The organism is Streptomyces sp. NBC_01352 (genome assembly GCF_036237295.1).
Lineage (GTDB): Bacteria > Actinomycetota > Actinomycetes > Streptomycetales > Streptomycetaceae > Streptomyces > Streptomyces plumbiresistens.
The window spans coordinates 975,579-993,792 of sequence record NZ_CP108354.1 but is presented as its reverse complement, the minus strand read 5'-3'; the positions used below and the strand labels follow the sequence as shown (position 1 = coordinate 993,792).

The following is an 18,214-nucleotide window of genomic DNA, read 5'->3' as shown; positions in this document are numbered from 1 at the left end:
AACGGTGGACCTTCCGGTGGTCGTGGGCGTCGACGGCTCCGAACCCGGTCTGCGCGCCGTGGACTGGGCGGCGGACGAGGCCGCACTGCGCGGGGTGCCGCTGCGGCTGGTGTACGCCTCGCTGTGGGAGCGCTACGAAGGCGCGGCGCTCGCCCAGGACCTCGGCAGGACGTCCGAGCAGATACTGGCCGACAAGATCGTCGATGCCGCCGTGCGGCGCGCCCACCGCCGTCGACCGGACCTGAAGATCGAGGCCGAGGTGGTGCCCGACGGGCCGGTGCCCGCCCTGGTGACCGAGGCGCGGCGCGCCTCCGTGCTGGTCCTGGGGGCGCGGGGCCGCGGCGGCATCGCCGAGCTGCTGCTCGGCTCGGTCAGCCTCGCGGTCGCCGCCCACGCCCACTGCCCGGTGATCGTGCTGCGCGGCAGCCATGACCTCCGGGCGCAGCCCGGAGCGCAGGGGCGCGTCCTGCTCGGCGTCGGCGAGGAGGCGCGGAGTTCGGCTGCTGTGCGTTTCGCCTTCCAGGAAGCGGAGCGGCGGAGCGCCGTCCTGGAAGCCGTACGGGCCTGGCGATGCCCCCGGCACGAGACCGCCGAACACCCCCTGCTGGCCGGCGGGCCGGCCCGGACGCACGAACAGCGAGCCGCCGAGACGCTGGAGGCCGCGCTGAACGAAGTGGCCGCGGAGCACCCGTCCGTGCAACTCCACCGGCGCACAGCCGAGGGCACCGCCCGCAAGGTACTGCTCGACGCGTCGGCCACCGCCGATCTGCTGGTGGTCGGAGCCCGGCGCCAGAGCGGGTTCTTCGGCCTTCAGCTGGGACGGGTCGCCCACACGGCGCTGCACCACTCCGCCTGCCCGGTCGCCGTCGTACCCCAGCCGGCCTGATGCGCCGACCGGTTCCTTCGAAAGCGACGCAGCCGCATGCCGTGTCGTCTTGAGACGCAGCGGCATCGGGAGTGGCGGGATGGGCCGGGGGCCACGCGCGCCCGCGGCTTCGATGGTGGGCAGGCCGTAGCGTGGACCCGTACATCCGTTCCGCGCAGGTAGGAGGTACCGGTGGCAGGCAAGAAGCGTCCGACGGACAGCGCGCCGCCGCATCGGCTGCCGCGCGCGATGTACGAGCGTGAACTCCTGCGCCTTCAGGTGGAACTGGTGAAGCTCCAGGAGTGGGTGCGCGCCGAGGGAGCGCGGCTCGTGGTGGTCTTCGAGGGGCGCGACGCGGCAGGCAAGGGCAGCACGATCAAGCGCGTCACCGAACATCTCAACCCCCGCGTGGCGCGGATCGTGGCGCTCCCCACGCCGACCGAGCGCGAGCGCACCCAGTGGTACTTCCAGCGGTACGTGGAGCACCTGCCGGCCGCCGGGGAGATCGTGGCGTTCGACCGGAGCTGGTACAACCGGGCCGGCGTCGAGCACGTCATGGGCTTCTGCACCAAGGAGGAGTACTGGCGGTTCCTGCACCAGTGCCCGGTCTTCGAGAGGCTGCTCGTGGAGGACGGCATTCTGCTGCGCAAGTACTGGTTCTCGGTGAGCGACGCCGTGCAGGAACAGCGCTTCCGCACCCGGCTCGACGACCCCACCCGCCGCTGGAAGCTGTCGCCGATGGACCTGGAGTCCATCACGCGCTGGGAGGCGTACTCCCGCGCCAAGGACGAGATGTTCGCGCACACCGACACCCCCGAGGCGCCCTGGTACGTCGTGGAGAGCGACGACAAGCGCAGCGCACGGATCAACATGATCGCCCACCTGCTGTCCACCGTCCCCTACCACGAGGTACAGCCGCCGGCCCTGACGCTGCCCGAACGTCCGCCGTCCACCGGCTACCAGCGACCGCCGCGCACGCTCCAGACGTACGTTCCCGAACATGCCGCGTCATTGGTGGAGGACGGCGGGGGAACCGTGTGACCTGCGGCGGGCGCAGTGAGTTCTCCGGCGACGACGTAGAGGAGGACGACGTACCAGGCGAGCGCCAGCGACGCGGCCCTGGCCGGGGCGCCAGCGACGCGGGCCGCTGGACGATCCGGCCCAGGGGCGCCTTGGCCGGCAGCTGAAGGCACTCCTTGCGGGTGAGTTCGCGGAAACGTCGTTCGCGTACATCGGTGGCTCCGCGCCCTCGTACCGCTTCGGGGGCGTACTCCATGCTCGGGATGCACTCCATGCTCCGTGGCGGAAAGGGCGGGGCGTGGGCCGACCGGTCCAGGTCCGCCAGGAATGCGCCCCGTGTGGGGCGGCAGGTTCGCGGAAAGGACGGGCCGCTCGGCGTCGGCATGGGGCCGAGCGGCCCTTCTGCGCGCTCGGGCCGTACCGGTTCGCTGTGGTCATGAACGAGACCCGGATCCCTGCGCCGCACTGTCTGCGCGAACGCGTGGTCGGCCGGACCACTGTCGTCGAGCTGTACGGCGAGATCGACATCCTGACCGCGCCGGTCGTCTCGGCCCGCCTCGACGCGCTGACCTGCGCCCCGTACCCCCAACTGGTGGTGGATCTCCGCCGCGTGACCTTCATCGACTGCAGGGGACTGTCCGCCCTGTGCAGGGCCCGCAACCGCGCCCTGCGGTGCGGCGGCCGCGTACGGCTCGTGATCGGCAGTCCGCGCGTTCTGCGCATGCTGCGCGCCGTCGGGCTGACCGACGTGTTCGAGGTGCTCCCCGTACTCCCCGACGTCACGTCTCCCGTCGGCCCCGCCTGACCGGCACGCCTCGGAATCGGGGCCGAACGGCCCTGCTCCCGGCCCCGGACAGGCCCTGTGGCGCTGGCCCGGGGTCCTGGACCGTGGAAGGAGAACCCAGGACCAGGGAGAGGAAGGCGTCATGACGCAGACCGCACGCCGCGCGCGGGAGACCCACGCGCTTCTGGCCGACGGCAGCACGGTCGCGATCCGGTCCGCGCGACCGGAGGACCACGACCAGGTGCTGCGGCTGTACGACGCCATGTCGGCGGAGAACCTGCGGCTGCGGTTCTTCGGCGCCAGTCGGCTCGCCGGACGACAGGCCGCCGACCGGCTCTGCGCCGATCCGGAACCCGGATACCAGGGACTCGTGGCGCTGCTCGAAGGGCAGGTCGTCGGAGCCGCCGAGTACCACGTCAACGCCGACCGGGTCGCCGCCGAGATCGCCGTGGCGGTGGCCGACGGTCTCCACCACCGCGGCGTGGGCACCCTGCTCCTCGAACACCTGGTGACCGCCGCCCGCATGGCGGGCCTCACCGCGTTCACCGCCGCCACACTCGCCGACAACCACGAGATGATGCGGGTCTTCACCGACCTCGGACTGCGGACCGAGCGCCGCCGGGACCGCGACGAGGTCTACAGCCTCGTACGGCTGGACCAGGACGAGACCTACCTGGCGGCCCTCGACGAACGGGGCCGCGTCGCCGACACCGCGAGTCTGCGGCCGCTGCTGCGCCCCCGCTCCATCGCGGTCGTCGGGGCGGGCACCAGGCCGGGCTCGGTGGGGCGGGCCGTGCTCAGGAACATTCGGCGGGCGGGATTCACCGGCCGCCTGATGGCGGTCAACCCGCACGCCGACACCGTCGAGGACACCCCCTGTCACCCGTCGGTCGCCTCGCTGCCCCAGCCTCCCGAACTCGCCGTTCTCGCGGTGCCCGCGGGCGCGGTCGCCGAGGTGGCCGAACAGTGCGGCAAGACCGGAGTGGCGGCCCTGGTGGTACTGACCGCCGGGCTCGACGTCGAACAGGCCGCGGCGCTGCTCGCGACCGTACGCCGCTACGGGATGCGGCTGGTCGGCCCGAACTGCCTGGGCATCGCCACCACCGAGGAGGCGGTACGCCTCGACGCCACCTTCGCCGCGCACCGGCCGTTGCCCGGCACCGCAGGTGTCGCCGTGCAGTCCGGCGGTGTCGGCATCGCGCTCCTCGGAGGTCTGACCCGGCTGGGTATCGGCGTGTCGAGCTTCGTATCGCTGGGCGACAAGTACGACGTCAGCGGCAACGACCTGCTCCAGTGGTGGGAGAGCGACGGCACGACCGACCTGGCCCTGCTGCACCTGGAGTCCTTCGGCAGCCCGCGCGCCTTCTCCCGTACCGCCCGCCGGGTCGCCCGGCGGATGCCGGTGCTGACGGTGGACGCGGGCCGTTCCGACGCCGGGCGCCGGGCAGCGGCCTCCCACACCGCCGCGGCCGCGACGCCCACCGTGACCAGGCAGGCCCTGTTCACGCAGGCCGGCGTCATCGCCACCCGAAGTATCGGCGAACTCCTCGACACCGCAGCCCTGTTGCACTCCCAGCCGCTGCCGACCGGCTCGCGGGTGGCCGTGGTCTCGAACGCGGGCGGGGCCGGTGTACTGGCCGCGGACGCGTGCACCGAGGCCGGGCTGACCGTGCCCGAACTGCCCGCGGACCTCCTGCGTGAACTCCTCGGACTGCTGCCGGCCGGGGCGAGCGCCGGCAATCCGATCGACACGACCGCCGCGGCCGACGGCCGGGCGCTGCGCGCCTGTGTGGACCGCCTGGCCGCCCACGACGCCGTCGACGCGGTCCTGGTGGTGCTCGTGCCGACCGCCCTGATGGCGGCGACCGGGGACGATCCGGTCCGCGCGCTCGTCGGGCCGGTCCCCGCGCACTGGACGCGCCCGGTCGCGGTGGCCCTGCTCGACCAGGCCGAGTCCGTCCTGCTGCTGCACACCGGACAGGGCGCCCTGCCCGCGTACGCCGATCCGCAGGCCGCCGCACGCGCCCTGGCACACGCCGCCGCCCGGTCCCGCTGGCTCGCCCGGCCGCCCGGTAAGGTCCCGGAACTGCCCGGCGTCGACACCACGGGCGCCCGCGCCCAGGCGGACGCCTTCCTCGCCGAGAACCCCGCGGGCGGCTGGCTCGACCCGCGAGGCTGCGCCGAACTCCTCGACCGCTACGGCATCCCGCAGCTGCCCTGGGCCTGGGCCGAGGACGAACAGGCCGTCGTGGACGCCGCCGCCCGGCTCGCGGGGCCCGAGGGACGGGTCGTGCTCAAGGCGTACTGGCCGGGCCTGGTGCACAAGACCGACCAGGGCGCGGTGCTCCTCGACCTGGAAGGGGAGGAGCAGCTGCGGGCCGCGTACCGCGGTCTCGTCGCGCGCTTCGGCGAGGTGATGACCGGGGTTCTCGTGCAGCCGATGGCCGGACGCGGCACCGAACTGGTCGCGGGAATGGTGCAGGACGAGGTGTTCGGGCCGCTGGTGCTGTTCGGCCTCGGCGGTACGGCGACCGAGGTGCTCGCGGACCACGCGGCCCGGCTCGCCCCGCTCACCGACCGCGATGTGCACGACCTGATCACCGCGCCGCGCTGCGCCCCGCTGCTGCTCGGTCACCGGGGCAGCGGCCCCGTCGATCTGGCCGGCCTGGAGCAGCTGCTGCTCCGCCTGTCGCGGCTGGCCTGCGACCTGCCGCAGCTCGCCGAGGCCGACCTGAACCCGGTCGTGGCCCGCCCGGACGGGGTCACCGCCCTCGACGTACGGATCCGCCTGCTGCCGCGCACCCCGCACGACCCGTATCTGCGCCGACTGCGCTGAGCCGCGGGTTCCGGAGAAGGAGACGACGATGAAGCACCGCAAGGTCAGCAAAGTGATGACGAGCGAAGTCGTACGGGTGCCCGCGACGACCCCGTTCAAGGAGGTCGCGGCACTGCTGGCGGAGCACCGCATCAGCGGACTGCCCGTGGTGGACAAGGACGAGAAGGTCATCGGGGTCATCTCCGAGACCGATCTGATGCTCCGGCAGGCGCAACAGGAGGAGCCCGGACACCAGCGCCCCAAGTGGCGCCCGCGGCTGACCCCCGCCGCCCGCAGGACCGACGCCAAGGCCCGGGCCCGCCTGGCGGAACAGCTGATGAGCAGCCCGGCGATCGCCGTCCGCGCCGACGACACCATCGCCTGGGCCGCCCGCACCATGGCCGGACACCGCGTCGAGCGGCTGCCGGTACTGGACGAGGAGGACCGGCTGGCAGGCATCGTCACCCGGCGCGATCTGCTCCAGGTGTTCCTGCGTCCGGACGAGGACATCCGCGCCGAGATCGTCGACGAGGTGCTGGTACGCGCCCTGTGGCTGGCGCCGCAGACGATCGGTGTGACGGTCACCGAGGGGGTGGTCACGCTGGACGGCCAACTCGAGCGTGCCAGCGAGGTTCCGATCGCCGTGAGCATGAGCGGCCAGGTGGACGGCGTGGTGGCCGTCGTCGACCACCTCACCCACCGGTACGACGACACGCACCTGCGGCCGGACGAGCCGGCCGTGCACGGGATCGGCGAGAGCTGGCTGCGCAGGCCGTGACAAGAAGGAGGTGAGGACATGAACTGGTACGACCACCATACGAGCGGCTGGGACTACACCCTCATGACACTCATGATGCTCGCCCTCGGCGCGGTGCTGATCGCCGCCCTGGTGCTGCTGCTGCGCCACCCGTCGACAGGTACCCGCGGTGCGGACGCGTCGCCCGAGCGACTGCTCGGCGAGCGGTTCGCGCGCGGCGAGATCGACGACGACGAGTACTTCCGGCGGCTCTCCGTGCTCGAGCACGGACACGGAAAGCCGCCATCGAAGAAAGCGAGGTGAACCCCGATGACCACCACCCCACGCGTGCTGATCGCCTACGGCACGAAGAACGGCTCCACCGCCGAGATCGCCGAGTGGATCGCCGAGGCCCTGCGTGACCGGCAGGTCGACGCGGACGTCCGGTCCGCGGCCGAGGTGCAGGACCTCACCGCCTACGACGCCGTACTCATCGGCGGCGGGCTGTACGCCGGACGCTGGCAGCGCGACGCGACCCGTTTCGCCCGCCGGCACCGCAAGGCGCTCGGCCGGCTTCCGGTCTGGCTGTTCAGCAGCGGACCGCTCGACCCGTCGGCGAGCGAGCGGGACATCCCGCCGGTCCCCGGCGTGGCCCGTCTCGTCACCCGGCTGGACGCACGCGGCCACGCCACCTTCGGCGGCCGGCTCACCGAGGGCGCCCGGGGCTTCATCGCCCGTCAGATCATCCAGCAGGGCAAGGGAGGTGACTTCCGCGACCGCGCACAGATCGAGGCGTGGGGTCACGGGATCGCCGCAGAGCTCGCCGGTTCCACGATGGAACACCACTGACCGCGGTCGGCCGGCCGCTCGGCGGACAGACCCAGCCGAGCGGCCGTGTCCTCGGGTGGACATGGACGCCGGTCGGGGCGTGTCGCTGTGCCGACGTGCCCACCGGTCACGGGTGGTAGCTGGGCCACGGGCCCGACGTGGCGGGAGGGACCGCCGTGGGCTGCCGCTCCACGGCGCACTGGTCCGGATCCGAGGGCGGGAGCAGCTTGTACGCACTGATCCGGTCGGTGCTGAACTCCACGTCCGCCGTCGGCGCGGACGTCGGCTGGGCGATGTCCGCGGGCAGTTCGGCCTCGGCCAGGCGCGCGCCCGGGTACGCCGCCATGAGAACGCCGGTGCAGGCGCCGCGTTCTGTGGCGGAAAGGCCCGGTGGGAAGCCGATGGCCCGTTTCTCGGTTCCGTCGGTGGCCAGCTGGTAGCGCTGCACGGACGTCAGGTCCGTGCCCGTTGGGGTGGCGGTGAGCTCCCAGAACTCGACCTGCACGGTGACCGGTTCGCACAGCGGCCCCCCGTCCTCGCTGTCGCGCGGGCGGATCACGACGGCCGCGGCCTCGTCCGACGCGCTCTCGTCACGGCCCTCGTCGGCCGTGGGCTCGGGGAACGACACACTGGGGCGCAGCCACTGCGCTCGCTCCTTCGCCGACCAGCGGTCGCTCTCGCGGCAGCCGGCGGCTTCCGCGCCGTCGGCCGTCCCCGAGCAGCCGGCCGTCAGCAGTGCGAGAGCTGCCACCAGTGACGTCAGCGACCCGTGTGCGAGTGGGGTCCTGGACATGGTCTCCCTCGATCGGAGCGGGCGAGGCGCGGACACCTCGCGAACTGTGCCGGTGCAGTCTTCGCGGGCGGTGCCGACAGCCGGTGTGCGGGAAAGGGCCATGTCGCCGACTTGTGATCAGCGAGGGCAGCCGTTGTCCGGTAACTGGCGAGCAGTCCGTCTCGTGGCGGGAACCTGCGGACGCGGACGATGAGACGGATTGCTGCGCCGGGGGCAGGGATTCCGCGATCAGTCGCCGAATTCTGCAAACAGTTGAGCATTTGTCATTCGCTGCTCACGATTTCCCTGTCAAGAGCCCGGAGACACGGCCTCGGGCCCAGCGCTTCAGAAGTGAGTCGAGCATGGTGCGTGTCCGTTCGTCTTCGACGCAGTTGCCCGCCTACGTCCCGGGCCGCAAGCTGCCCGGGGTCGCCGACAGGCTCACGGAGCTGGCCGGCGGCGTGTCGCGGTATCCCGACATGGGCGCCGGCTCCTCCGAGGTCTGCGGCCGGCTGCTGCACTCGGTCGTCGGTCCCGGCGACGAGGTCGTCGTCGGCCGGCGGTCCTTCGAGGCGTATCCGATCCTCACGGCGGTCGCGGGCGGTACGGCGGTACGCGTCCCGCTGCGTGACCACGCGCTGAACCTCGACGCCATGGCCGCGGCCATCACCGGCCGGACTCGCCTCGTCTTCGTCCGCAACCCCAACGACCCCACCTCCACCGCGGTCGGCGAGCGCGCACTCGGCGAGTTCGCGGACCGCGTTCCGGACGACTTGGCGGGGCTGCGGGTCGGCTACTGCGTGGCGCCGCCCGAGCTCGCCGCCCAGGTGCGCAAGACCCAGGTGCCGTTCAGCGTCAGCGCCCTCGCCCAGGAGGTCGCCGTCGTCGCCCTCGGGGAGCGCGCGGAGGTCGTCCGACGCTCGGCGCTCACGGTCGCCGAACGGGAGCGCGTGACCCTGCGGTTGCGTGCGCTCGGCTTCGAAGTCCCTGACTCCCAGGCCGACTTCGTCTGGCTCCCGCTCGCCGAGGAGAGCGCGGACTTCGCCGTGCACTGCCTCGACGGGAAGGTGGTGGTCCGCCCGTTCCCCGGCGAGGGCGTCCGGGTGACGATCGGTCTGCCGGAGGAGAACGACGCCCTGCTCGCGCTCGCCGCTGCCTGGAGAGGCTGAAAGCCGTGCGCCCCAGTGCCTATGAGCGGCATCGCGCGCTGCTCCAGGAGGTCGTCCGGGCCCTCGCGGCCGGTGAATGCCGTCGGCCCTTCACGGAGGCGACCGGACAGGACGCCGCCGACGCGGGCATGAGATCCACGCGAACGGCGGCGAAGGTCTTCGGCTCCCTGCTGGGACGGCCCTTCGACCTCGACCAGCCCGGAGAAACCGGCCGGGTGGCCACCGAGTCCTCCCCGTACGGCATCGGCATGGGAATCGGCTACCCGAGCTGCGACCCGGCGGCGCTGGTCGCGGCGGCCGAACGGGCCACGGCAGGATGGCGCGCCGCCGGGCCGTACCAGCGCGCCGGGCTGGCCGTGGAGATCCTGCGCCGGCTCAACACCCGCAGCCATGAGCTGGCCCTCGCGGTGCACCACACCACCGGCCAGCCTCTCGAGGCGGCGCTCCGGGCCGCCGGGCCGCCCGCCCAGGACCGCGCGCTGGAGGCCGTGGCCCAGGCCTTCGCCGAGTCGGAACGCGTTCCCGCGGACCTGCTCTGGGGAGGCACCCGGGGGAGCGGGGAGCCGGTGGAGATGCGCGGCACCTGCACCCTGGTGCCGCGCGGGGTGTCGCTGCTCATCGGCTGCCCCGACTTTCCGCTGTGGAACGGCTACCCGGGACTCTTCGCCAGCCTGGTGACCGGCAACCCCGTGATCGTGGCCCCGCACCCGAGGGTCGTGCTGCCGCTGGCGATCACCGTGCGCGTCGCCCGCCAGGTGCTCGCGGAGGCCGGTCACTCGCCCGACATCGTGGCCCTGGCGGTGGCGGAACCGGAGCAACGGCTGCACCGGCGGCTGGCCACGGACCCGGCCGTGCGCATCGTCGACTTCACCGGCTCGGCGCGGTTCGCCGACTGGCTGGAGCAGAACGCCCGCCAGGCCGTCGTGTTCGCCCACCGCACCGGCCTGAACGCCGTGATCGTCGACTCCACCGACGACTACCGGGGTCTCGTACGCGGCCTCGCGCACGCCCTGTGCCGGTGCAGCGGCATGGTCCGCACCACGCCGCAGAACATCCTGGTGCCGACCGGGGGCATCGCGACCGACGAGGGGCCAAGGAGCCTGAGGGACTTCGGAGCCGACCTCGGCGAGGCCATGGACCGGCTGCTCGGACACCCGGCACGGGTGGCGAGGCTGTTGGGCGCGATCGTCGGCGACGAGGTGCGGGCGGGTCTCGCCCAGGCCGCACGGCAGGGCACCGTGGTGCACGCCTCCGGGGCGCTGCGCCATCCGGACCATCCGGGCGCCGATGTGCGCAGCCCGCTGCTCGTCCGGCTGGGGGCGCGGGACGAGCGGATCTACGCCCGGGAGTGGCCGGGACCGGTTTCCTTCCTGGTGGGCACGGACTCGACCGCGCACAGTCTGGCGCTGTTCCGCGGCACGGTGGGCCGCCACGGCGCGCTGTACGCCGCGGTGCACTCGACCGACCCGCTGGTCCTGGCGGTCGCCGAGGCGGCCGCGTTGGACGCCGGAGTGCATCTCGTGCAGAACCTCGCGGAGGACTTCCCGGCCGACCCCTCCTCGGCCGGCGCGGATCTTCCCACCGCGGGCGCCCACTTCGTCACGGGGCGGTTCCGGGTGGTGCGGTCCCGGCGGCAGGTCGCGGCGGTCGCTACTCCGGCCGCGGGGTCGGAACAGGTGCTGGTGCCGGACGTGGGCTCCGCCGTCGCGCTGGTCGACGTCTGAGCAGGGCGGGCCACAGCGCCGGTGCCCGTGGCCGAACCGCGTCCCCGGGCACCGGCCGGGCGGTCACGCGGTCCAGTCGGCGCCGCGTCCCCGCACCTCGTCGAAGACCAGCCAGGTGCGGGTCGAGCGCACCCCCGGCACGGCCTGGATGTTCTCCAGCACGACCCGGCGCAGCGCCAGGTTGTCCGGTGCGCGGACGAGCACCAGGACGTCGAAGTCGCCCGTGACGAGGACGACATGCTCGACGTACGGCATGTCGCGCAGTTCACGCGAGATGTCGCGCCAGGCGTTCTGCTCGATGGTCAGCGTCACATAGGCGCTCGTGCCGAGGCCGGCCCGCTGCGGATTGAGCTGCGCGGTGAAGCCCGTGATGACCTCCTCGGCCACCAGCCTGCCGATGCGCGTGTACGCGTTGGCCCGCGAGATGTGCACGTCCTCCGCGAGCGCCCGGACCGACACCCTGCCGTCCTTGAGGAGCCGGCTCAGGATCTGGCGGTCGATGTCGTCGAGCGGAACGGCAGTTCGTCCGGGCACCGACCCCGGGGTGGAGGTTTCCTCGGACACATTGCCCTCCCTGGGCGCTCAGCTCGGCAGTTCATCGCCGGTTCAGCCGAAACATTGAACACATATTCCGTAGTGGCGACCATTCTCCTGTCAAGTGTCCAGAGAAAGTGAGTGCCCTCCATATCCGTGAAGAGCCTCCGACAGACGGTCCACGGCCTCCCCCGGTCGAGGCCAGGGGCGGCTCGCGGTCTACCCGTCCAGCCGGGGCCCAGGAAGCCTGCCAAGTCGGTGCCGTGCTCGCGCTGCGCCCGGACGACTGGCTCGAGGTGTCACGGCGGCCCAATGGGCCCCGAGGAGAGGGCCGTTGGACCTCGCCGCGCCTGCCTGCACCCAGGGCCCATCGGCCCCGTTCCAGGACCTGCGGCCCCTGCCCCACCGGCCCCCGCACCACCACGCTGGAGTCACATCCCCGTTGAGGAGGCAGAAGCCATGCTTCGCAGTGTTGTCGTAGGTTTCGACGGCTCGGCCGAGAGCCGTGCCGCCGCGGAGTGGGCGGCCCGCGAGGCGGAGCGTCGCTTCCTCCCGCTCAAGCTGGTCCACGCCTGGGAGGCGGTGCCCGAGCCCATCGCTCTGGCGTCGCTCCTTGGTGGCGAGACACAGCAGCAGTGGGGAGAGCGGATCCCGCGCGAGGCGGCGGAGGGACTTCGGCTGCGGCACTCGGGACTGAACGTGACCGTGGAGCAGGTCCCCGGCCGGCCCGCCGAGGTGCTGACGCAGGCAGCGAAGGACGCCGAACTGCTGGTCCTCGGATCCCGGGGGATGAGCGGCATCGGAGGATTCCTCGTCGGATCGGTGGGCCAGGCCGTCGTGGCGCGTGCCGAGCAGCCGGTGATCCTGGTGCGGGCGGGGGAGCGGGCCGCGGATGGGCATGCGACGGATCCGTCCGCAATCCCGGCCGCCGCGGCCCTGTCCGGGCCCGTCGTCCTCGGGCTGGACACCGACAGCCCCGACGACACGCTGCTCGCCTTCGCCTTCGAGGCGGCTGCCCGCCATGTCACACCCCTGCGGGTCGTCCACGTCTGGAACCTGCCGCCCTACTTCGCCTACGGCATGCCCGCCGACCCCGAACTCGACGCCGTGCTGGGCAAGCAGGACGCTGCCACGCTGGCCGAGGTGCTGCACCGCTGGAAGGAGAAGTACCCGGCCGTCGAGGTCGTCGCGGAGTCTCGCTCCGGCAGTCCCGCCATCGAGTTGGCCGACGCCTCCCGCGAGGCCTCCCTCGTGGTCGTGGGCCGGCGCGTCCGTCGCAGCCCGCTCGGCGCGCACATCGGCCCCGTCACGCACGCCGTGCTGCACCACGCCGCCGCCCCCGTCGCCGTCATCTCGCACGACTGACGCAACACCCTGAAGGAGCAGTAATCATGAAGGCAGCGATCGTGCAAGCCTTTGACGAGCCGCTGGTGGTGGGCGTCGACGGTTCCGAGCCGAGTCTGCGGGCCGTGGACTGGGCGGCCGACGAGGCCGCGCTGCGCGGGGTCCCGCTCCGAGTGGTGTACGCCTCCCTGTGGGAGCGCTACGAGGGCGCCGCGCTCGCGCAGGGCCTTGGCAAGCCGTCCGAGCGGGTGCGGGCCGAGGACATCACCGAGGGCGCGGCGCGCCGTGCGCAGGCCCGTCACCCCGACCTCAAGGTGTCCGCCGACGTGCTGCCCGAGGAGCCGGAGTACGCACTGGTACGGGAGGGCCGGCACGCCGGCGCCCTGGTCCTGGGCACCCGCGGCCGCAGCGGAATCACCGAACTGCTGCTCGGCTCGGTGAGTCTGACCGTGGCCGCCCACGCACCCTGCCCGGTGATCGTGCTGCGCGGCAGCCACGACAACCAGGTGACGCCCGCGGTCCGCGGACGCGTCGTCGTGGGCGTCGGCGGGCACCCGGAGCCGTCGGCGGCCGTGCGCTTCGCCTTCGAGGAGGCGCGGCGCCGTGGGGTGCCCCTGGAGGTGATACGGGCCTGGCGGTGCCCCGCGCACGAGACCACCGACCCCCCTCCCCCAGACTTCGTCCGGGGGTGCCCCCAGTCGGCCGGCGATCCCGCCCGCCTGCACGAGGAACAGGCCGCCGAGACGCTGGAAACCGCGTTGCGCGACGCCCCCGAGGATGTGGCCGTGCGTCGGCGCACCGTCGAAGGCCACGCCCGCAAGGTGCTCCTGGACGCCTCGCACGAGGCCGACCTGCTCGTCGTCGGCGCCCGCCGCCGCGAGGGGCATCTCGGGCTCCAGCTCGGCCGGGTCGCGCACACGGCCCTGCACCATTCCGCCTGCCCGGTCGCCGTAGTGCCGGAACCGATGTGAGTCGCGTACCAGCGCCGGGCTTGAATGATGTGAGCAGCTGTCGTCGCCCCGCGCACGCTGGTGGCCGCGGGAAGGGCGTCGCCGGATCACCTGACCCGGGCTGTTCGGAGGAGATGGCGAGGACGACGATCACCGCCCGTCGCCATCGCCGCACCAGGGCCGACCGGCCCTTCCGGCGCCCCGGAACGCGCCCTGACCGGCCCTCCCATCAGGGACTGGTGGGTACCTCCCGTCGCGATCGCGTCGGTGAGACCTTCTTCGCAGTTCTCGACTGGGCTGAACTCCATTGTTCCGGTGAGGGGGTGTGACCGATGCGGAAAACCACACGCAGGAAGGTCCTGGGGTGGCGGTGGCGGCACAACGCATTGCGGCGCCGCAGCGATGTGCGGGAGGCGAGGGTCATCCTGGCGGCCTGGGCGCTGGCAGCGGCCGGCGGAGCCGTCGCCGGTGCCGTCTCCGCGCACGCCATGGAGACCGGGATGGCACGGGACCAAGCGGAACGCCGGCAGGTCTCCGCGGTGTTCCTCGAAACGGCGCCGGCCGGTGCGCGCGACCTGAGCACCGGCGCGACATACGACCGCGTGTGGGCGAAGGTGCGCTGGACCGACGACGACGGAACCGTTCGCATCGACAACGCGAGTGTGAAGGCCGGCTCCAAGGCCGGGACCACGGTGTCGGTGTGGACGGACGGACAGGGAGAACTGGTGTCCGCCCCGATGGGCTCGGCGGCGGTGGCGGCGCGCGTGGTACTGACCGGCACGGGTGCCGCCATGGCGGGCGGTCTGGTGATCCTCGCGGGCGGACGCGTGATCCGTCTGCGGATCGAGCGCGGGGCCACCGAACTGTGGGACGAGGAGTGGGACCGGGTCGGGCCGCAGTGGGCGCGCGAGACCAGCTGAGGGTTCGGCCGCAGGTGTGCATCACGCGTGCCTGCGGCCCTGCCTCGCGTGGCCGCCTCGGGTTCGGCTGTTCTCCTGCCGTGATTCTGGTCGTCGCTCGTCGTGACTCTGGTTGTCTCTGGAGGCGATCTCCTGCGGCTCGTTCACTCGCGGTGGGTCATGACGGCGACGCGTTCTCGCTCTCGCTGTGACCTGAGGGGGCAGGGATCGACTCGGCGGAACCGCTGTGCTCGGAGAGGTCGAACTCCACGTTCACGACGCCCTCGACGGCCCGGACCAGACGTGCGGCCACGGGCACGAGGGAGGTGTCCCGGATGCGGCCGCTGAGCTGCACGACTCCGTCCCGGACGGCGACGCGTACGGCCGACGCCGGGGTGGGGAAGAGGTACGACACCACCTCCCGGCGCACCTCCTCGGCGATCTCCTCGTCGTCGCGCAGGAACACCTTGAGCAGGTCGGCGCGGCTGACGATGCCCTGCAGCATGCCGTGCTCGTCCACGACCGGGAGTCGCTTCACCCGGGCGTGGGCCATGGTGCGCGCGGCCTGGGCCAGTGTCGCGTCGGCCTGGACGGTGAGTGCCGGAGAGGTCATCAGCTCCCCGGCGGTCCCCGCGCCGGCCTTGGCCAGGTCGGCCAGCCGTCGCAACTGGGTGTACCGGTCGGGGTCGCTGTCGCGGAACTCCTCCTTCGGCAGCAGGTCGGCCTCGGAGACGACCCCGACGACACGGCCCTCGCCCTCCAGGACGGGCAGGGCACTGACCTTCCAGTCGTGCATCGTCCGCACGATCTCCTTGAAGGCGGCCTCGCGGCCGATGGCGGCGACGGTCTGACTCATGACGTCGCTGACGATGTGCGGCCTGCCGTGCATCATGTCTCCTTGGTCGCTGTCGCTGTGACTCGTGGGTGGGTCACAGGAGGCTGCCGCTGCCGTAAGGGGCGTACAGGTCCAGCAGCCGGGTGCGGGCCGAGCGCAGGCGGTGGGCGAGGATGTCACCCACCCACTGGGCGACGGTCTGGCCGAGCGCCGGGTCGTCCTTGCACATCGAGCGGACCGCGGTGGCGTCGAACTCGTACGCCCGCACGGGGCTGGTCGCCTCGGCCCCCAGGTGCCAGGCGTGCGGGGCGAACAGCCAGGACCAGCCGATGAGTTCGTTGTGTCCGAGGGTCTCGATGACGGCCGCGCGGCGGCCGGGCACGTGCATGTCGAGGGCGACGGTGCCGGTGCGGATGATCCAGAACCGGTCGGCGCGGGCCCCTTCCTCGAACAGGCGGGCGCCCTGGGGGAACGACACCTCGCGGGCGAAACGCATCAGACGCTGCCGGTGCTCGGCGGGCAGCGCCCGCAGCATGCTGGCGGTGGCGGGAGTGTTCATGATGTGCCTCCGATCCGGGCGTACGTACTTGCCACGTCCAGCGTGCGCCCGTGCCCAGCGCCAGGCCATGGGCCACCCGGCCCTCTGACCGGGCCGCCCGGCACCCCGCGAGAGCCCTTCGGCCCCGGGGGAGGCTGTTCGTGATTCTCCTGGGGATCGCCATGTCGGTCACTGAGCCGTCGCGGGGCTGGAGTGGGGCCGAAAGGTTCCGCGAAAGGGCTGTACGGCCCCTTCGTACGAAGCCCTTCCATGACCACGCTCGAACCGGACGGGCACACAGGCTCGGACGGAGGAGGTAAGCAGCATGCTTCGGCACGTCACCACAGGGGTCGACAGTTCCACCGAGAGTCTCGCGGCCGCGCACTGGGCGGCCCGGGAGGCTCTGCGGCGCGGAGCCTCGTTGAGGCTGGTACACGCGTGGAAGCGGCACCCTCGCCCGGCCTCCTCCGTACCGGCGGACGCGAGAGAGCGGGAGTGGGCCCGGCAGACCCTGGATCGAGCGGTCGGCAGCGTCCGTGCCGCGCACCCCGGGCTGCGGATCGTCGACCAACCGGTGGCCGACTCCGCGGTCGACGCCCTCCTCGCGGCGGCCGAGAAGTCGGAACTGCTGGTGCTCGGCTCCCGCGGGCTCAGCGGTGTCGCGGGGTTCATGGTCGGTTCGGTGTCCCAGCGGGTCGTCGCCAGGTCTCCGCGCCCCGTGGTGCTCGTCCGCGCGGGCGAGACCTTCGCCGACGAGCACCTTCCGGCAACCGACGGTGTCTCGCCGGAGGAGATCGCCGAGATCCCGTACCGCGATGTCGTCCTCGGGCTGGACACCCGACGACCCTGTGACGAACTGATCGAGTTCGCCTTCGAGGCCGCCCGCCGCTACGGCGCCGCACTCCACGTGATCCACGCTTTCAGCGTTCCGTCGGGCGACGGCGCCGACCTCCACGCGATCACCGGGTCCGGGCCGGAGCTTCTCGCGGCACGGGAACGCGTGGTCGTCGCGACGCTGCGTCCGTGGTGCGAGAAGTACCCCGGGATCTCCGTGACCGAGACGGTCCAGGAGGGCAGGGCGGCCACCGCACTGGTGCGCGCGTCGTCCGGAGCGTCCCTCGTCGTGGTGGGGCGCCGAACGCGGGACGGCCACCTCGGCACGCACATCGGCCCCGTGACGCACGCGGCGCTGCACCATGCCGGCTGCCCCGTCGCAGTCGTACCGCATGCCTGAACCGGCTCCCGCCCACCGACACCGTCGTCGACCAGGCGGAGACACGGTGGCACACCATCACGTCCGAGCTGGTCGGCACCCTGGAGGACCGAACCGTGCGTATCGTCATAGCCCTCGGCGGCAACGCCCTGCTGCGTCGGGGTGATCGCCCCGACGCGGGCGTGCAGCAGACGAACATCGACCGGGTGGCCACCGCCGTCGCCGGCCTCGCCCTGGAACACGAGGTCGTCATCACGCATGGCAACGAGCCGCAGATCGGACTGCTCGCCATGGAGAGCGCGGCCGCCCCGGTGCTGACCGCCCCCTGTCCGCTGGACCTGCTCGGCGCCCAGACCGAGGGCCTGATCGGCTCGCTGCTGGTCCGGGCCCTGTACGACACGCTGCCCGGCCGCAAGATCGCCGCATTGGTCACCCACACCCTGGTCCGGGCCGATGATCCGGCTTTCGCGCGGCCCACGAAGCGCGTCGGCCCGGTGTACCCCCGGGACGTCGCCCGCACCCTCGCGCGAAGGCGCGGCTGGCACATCGCCAAGGACGCCACCGGATGGCGCCAGGTCGTCGCCTCACCCGCGCCCCAGGGGATCGTCGAGACCGAGACCATCCACGACCTGCTCACCTGCGGTGCCCTGGTCATCTGCGCCGGCGGCGGAGGCGTTCCCGTCACCGCGGACACCGACACCGGCGCGTTGACCGGCGTCGAGGCGGTCGTCGACAAGGACCTCACCGCGGCCCTGCTCGCCGAGGAACTCAAGGCCGACTTCCTGCTCATCCTCACCGACGTGCCGAACGTCTACACCGACTACGGCACCCCTCACCAGCACCCCGTCCTGGACGCCACCCCGGACGCCCTGCGCCGCGGCGACTTCCCCGACGGCTCGATGGGACCCAAGACGGAGGCCGCGGCCCGGTTCGTGGAACGCACCGGCGGCCTGGCCGCGATCGGTTGCCTGGACGCGGCGCACGAGATCGTCCACGGCAGGTCGGGGACGCTGGTCCGCCCCGAGATCTCCATCGGCTGAGGTCCGTCAGGACGGGGCGGGTGGGCCGAACGGCCCTGGGGCCCGGGACGGACGGCACAGTTCACGGGTCTGTCCGGCACTGCCCGTAAGTACGCCGCAAGACGAGCATCGGCAGTGAGAGACGCACGAACGCGCTCAGGGAGAGGAC

Annotated in this window: 18 protein-coding genes; 14 read left to right on the top strand and 4 right to left on the bottom strand. The window is 72.6% G+C overall.

Annotation, left to right across the window (positions count from 1 at the left end):
- Positions 1 to 4 precede the first annotated feature (4 nt).
- The 7 genes from OG252_RS04875 (at position 5) to OG252_RS04845 (ending at position 7,069) form a co-directional block, all read left to right on the top strand.
- The gene (locus OG252_RS04875) at positions 5 to 886 is read left to right on the top strand and encodes a universal stress protein (RefSeq protein WP_329333986.1); all 882 of its coding nucleotides are present in this window, start codon (positions 5 to 7) and stop codon (positions 884 to 886) included.
- Positions 887 to 1,114: 228 nt separating this feature from the next.
- Positions 1,115 to 1,906 (top strand): polyphosphate kinase 2, encoded by a 792-nt coding sequence (gene ppk2 / locus OG252_RS04870; protein ID WP_266453161.1) that lies wholly within the window; start codon positions 1,115 to 1,117, stop codon positions 1,904 to 1,906.
- A gap of 415 nt (positions 1,907 to 2,321) precedes the next feature.
- Positions 2,322 to 2,690 (top strand): STAS domain-containing protein, encoded by a 369-nt coding sequence (locus OG252_RS04865; RefSeq protein ID WP_329333984.1) that lies wholly within the window; start codon positions 2,322 to 2,324, stop codon positions 2,688 to 2,690.
- Positions 2,691 to 2,811: 121 nt separating this feature from the next.
- A complete protein-coding gene (locus OG252_RS04860; protein ID WP_329333982.1) occupies positions 2,812 to 5,505 on the top strand; it encodes a bifunctional acetate--CoA ligase family protein/GNAT family N-acetyltransferase in 2,694 nt (897 codons plus the stop codon).
- Positions 5,506 to 5,533: 28 nt separating this feature from the next.
- Positions 5,534 to 6,262, top strand: a complete 729-nt coding sequence (locus OG252_RS04855) for a CBS domain-containing protein (protein ID WP_329333979.1) — start codon at positions 5,534 to 5,536, stop codon at positions 6,260 to 6,262.
- A gap of 18 nt (positions 6,263 to 6,280) precedes the next feature.
- A complete protein-coding gene (locus OG252_RS04850; protein ID WP_266451710.1) occupies positions 6,281 to 6,544 on the top strand; it encodes an SHOCT domain-containing protein in 264 nt (87 codons plus the stop codon).
- A 6-nt stretch (positions 6,545 to 6,550) separates the two neighbouring features.
- On the top strand, positions 6,551 to 7,069 hold the full coding sequence (locus tag OG252_RS04845) for a flavodoxin domain-containing protein (RefSeq protein ID WP_266451711.1): 519 nt from the start codon (positions 6,551 to 6,553) through the stop codon (positions 7,067 to 7,069).
- A 106-nt stretch (positions 7,070 to 7,175) separates the two neighbouring features.
- Here the strand turns inward: OG252_RS04845 and OG252_RS04840 are convergent, their stop codons facing one another.
- Entirely contained in the window at positions 7,176 to 7,841 is a 666-nt protein-coding gene (locus OG252_RS04840; RefSeq protein WP_329333977.1) for a hypothetical protein, read from the bottom strand.
- 341 nt (positions 7,842 to 8,182) lie between these two features.
- On the opposite strand from OG252_RS04840, the gene OG252_RS04835 reads away from it, so the two are divergent.
- Together OG252_RS04835 and OG252_RS04830 are read left to right on the top strand one after the other, a co-directional pair.
- A complete protein-coding gene (locus OG252_RS04835) occupies positions 8,183 to 8,989 on the top strand; it encodes an aminotransferase class I/II-fold pyridoxal phosphate-dependent enzyme (protein ID WP_329333975.1) in 807 nt (268 codons plus the stop codon).
- Positions 8,977 to 10,713 (top strand): aldehyde dehydrogenase family protein, encoded by a 1,737-nt coding sequence (locus OG252_RS04830; RefSeq protein WP_443068481.1) that lies wholly within the window; start codon positions 8,977 to 8,979, stop codon positions 10,711 to 10,713. The genes OG252_RS04835 and OG252_RS04830 overlap by 13 nt, the downstream gene beginning before the upstream one ends.
- Before the next feature lie 63 nt (positions 10,714 to 10,776).
- Here OG252_RS04830 and OG252_RS04825 read toward each other — a convergent pair whose 3' ends face one another.
- Positions 10,777 to 11,277 (bottom strand): Lrp/AsnC family transcriptional regulator, encoded by a 501-nt coding sequence (locus OG252_RS04825; RefSeq protein ID WP_266451715.1) that lies wholly within the window; start codon positions 11,275 to 11,277, stop codon positions 10,777 to 10,779.
- Positions 11,278 to 11,706: 429 nt separating this feature from the next.
- Between OG252_RS04825 and OG252_RS04820 the strand changes: the two genes are divergently transcribed.
- From OG252_RS04820 to OG252_RS04810, 3 genes are all read left to right on the top strand, one after another.
- Positions 11,707 to 12,612, top strand: a complete 906-nt coding sequence (locus OG252_RS04820; RefSeq protein ID WP_329333971.1) for a universal stress protein — start codon at positions 11,707 to 11,709, stop codon at positions 12,610 to 12,612.
- A 26-nt stretch (positions 12,613 to 12,638) separates the two neighbouring features.
- A complete protein-coding gene (locus OG252_RS04815; RefSeq protein ID WP_329333969.1) occupies positions 12,639 to 13,562 on the top strand; it encodes a universal stress protein in 924 nt (307 codons plus the stop codon).
- A 311-nt stretch (positions 13,563 to 13,873) separates the two neighbouring features.
- Entirely contained in the window at positions 13,874 to 14,461 is a 588-nt protein-coding gene (locus OG252_RS04810) for an Rv1733c family protein (RefSeq protein WP_329333967.1), read from the top strand.
- A gap of 157 nt (positions 14,462 to 14,618) precedes the next feature.
- Here the strand turns inward: OG252_RS04810 and OG252_RS04805 are convergent, their stop codons facing one another.
- Entirely contained in the window at positions 14,619 to 15,329 is a 711-nt protein-coding gene (locus tag OG252_RS04805; RefSeq protein WP_329345075.1) for a CBS domain-containing protein, read from the bottom strand.
- 40 nt (positions 15,330 to 15,369) lie between these two features.
- Positions 15,370 to 15,834 carry a Crp/Fnr family transcriptional regulator gene (locus OG252_RS04800; RefSeq protein ID WP_329333965.1) on the bottom strand — a complete coding sequence of 155 codons (465 nt, stop codon included), beginning with the start codon at positions 15,832 to 15,834 and terminating at the stop codon, positions 15,370 to 15,372.
- A 304-nt stretch (positions 15,835 to 16,138) separates the two neighbouring features.
- On the opposite strand from OG252_RS04800, the gene OG252_RS04795 reads away from it, so the two are divergent.
- On the top strand, positions 16,139 to 17,047 hold the full coding sequence (locus OG252_RS04795; RefSeq protein ID WP_329333963.1) for a universal stress protein: 909 nt from the start codon (positions 16,139 to 16,141) through the stop codon (positions 17,045 to 17,047).
- Between the two features lie 95 nt (positions 17,048 to 17,142).
- The gene (locus tag OG252_RS04790) at positions 17,143 to 18,066 is read left to right on the top strand and encodes a carbamate kinase (RefSeq protein WP_329333961.1); all 924 of its coding nucleotides are present in this window, start codon (positions 17,143 to 17,145) and stop codon (positions 18,064 to 18,066) included.
- The last annotated feature ends 148 nt before the right edge of the window (positions 18,067 to 18,214 follow it).

Coding starts and splice junctions, on each gene's coding strand:
- ppk2 (WP_266453161.1), top strand. CDS start 1,115: ATGTACGAGCGTGAACTCCTGCGCCTTCAGGTGGAACTGGTGAAGCTC.
- OG252_RS04865 (WP_329333984.1), top strand. CDS start 2,322: ATGAACGAGACCCGGATCCCTGCGCCGCACTGTCTGCGCGAACGCGTG.
- OG252_RS04860 (WP_329333982.1), top strand. CDS start 2,812: ATGACGCAGACCGCACGCCGCGCGCGGGAGACCCACGCGCTTCTGGCC.
- OG252_RS04855 (WP_329333979.1), top strand. CDS start 5,534: ATGAAGCACCGCAAGGTCAGCAAAGTGATGACGAGCGAAGTCGTACGG.
- OG252_RS04850 (WP_266451710.1), top strand. CDS start 6,281: ATGAACTGGTACGACCACCATACGAGCGGCTGGGACTACACCCTCATG.
- OG252_RS04845 (WP_266451711.1), top strand. CDS start 6,551: ATGACCACCACCCCACGCGTGCTGATCGCCTACGGCACGAAGAACGGC.
- OG252_RS04840 (WP_329333977.1), bottom strand. CDS start 7,841: ATGTCCAGGACCCCACTCGCACACGGGTCGCTGACGTCACTGGTGGCA.
- OG252_RS04835 (WP_329333975.1), top strand. CDS start 8,183: ATGGTGCGTGTCCGTTCGTCTTCGACGCAGTTGCCCGCCTACGTCCCG.
- OG252_RS04820 (WP_329333971.1), top strand. CDS start 11,707: ATGCTTCGCAGTGTTGTCGTAGGTTTCGACGGCTCGGCCGAGAGCCGT.
- OG252_RS04815 (WP_329333969.1), top strand. CDS start 12,639: ATGAAGGCAGCGATCGTGCAAGCCTTTGACGAGCCGCTGGTGGTGGGC.
- OG252_RS04810 (WP_329333967.1), top strand. CDS start 13,874: ATGCGGAAAACCACACGCAGGAAGGTCCTGGGGTGGCGGTGGCGGCAC.
- OG252_RS04805 (WP_329345075.1), bottom strand. CDS start 15,329: ATGCACGGCAGGCCGCACATCGTCAGCGACGTCATGAGTCAGACCGTC.
- OG252_RS04800 (WP_329333965.1), bottom strand. CDS start 15,834: ATGAACACTCCCGCCACCGCCAGCATGCTGCGGGCGCTGCCCGCCGAG.
- OG252_RS04795 (WP_329333963.1), top strand. CDS start 16,139: ATGCTTCGGCACGTCACCACAGGGGTCGACAGTTCCACCGAGAGTCTC.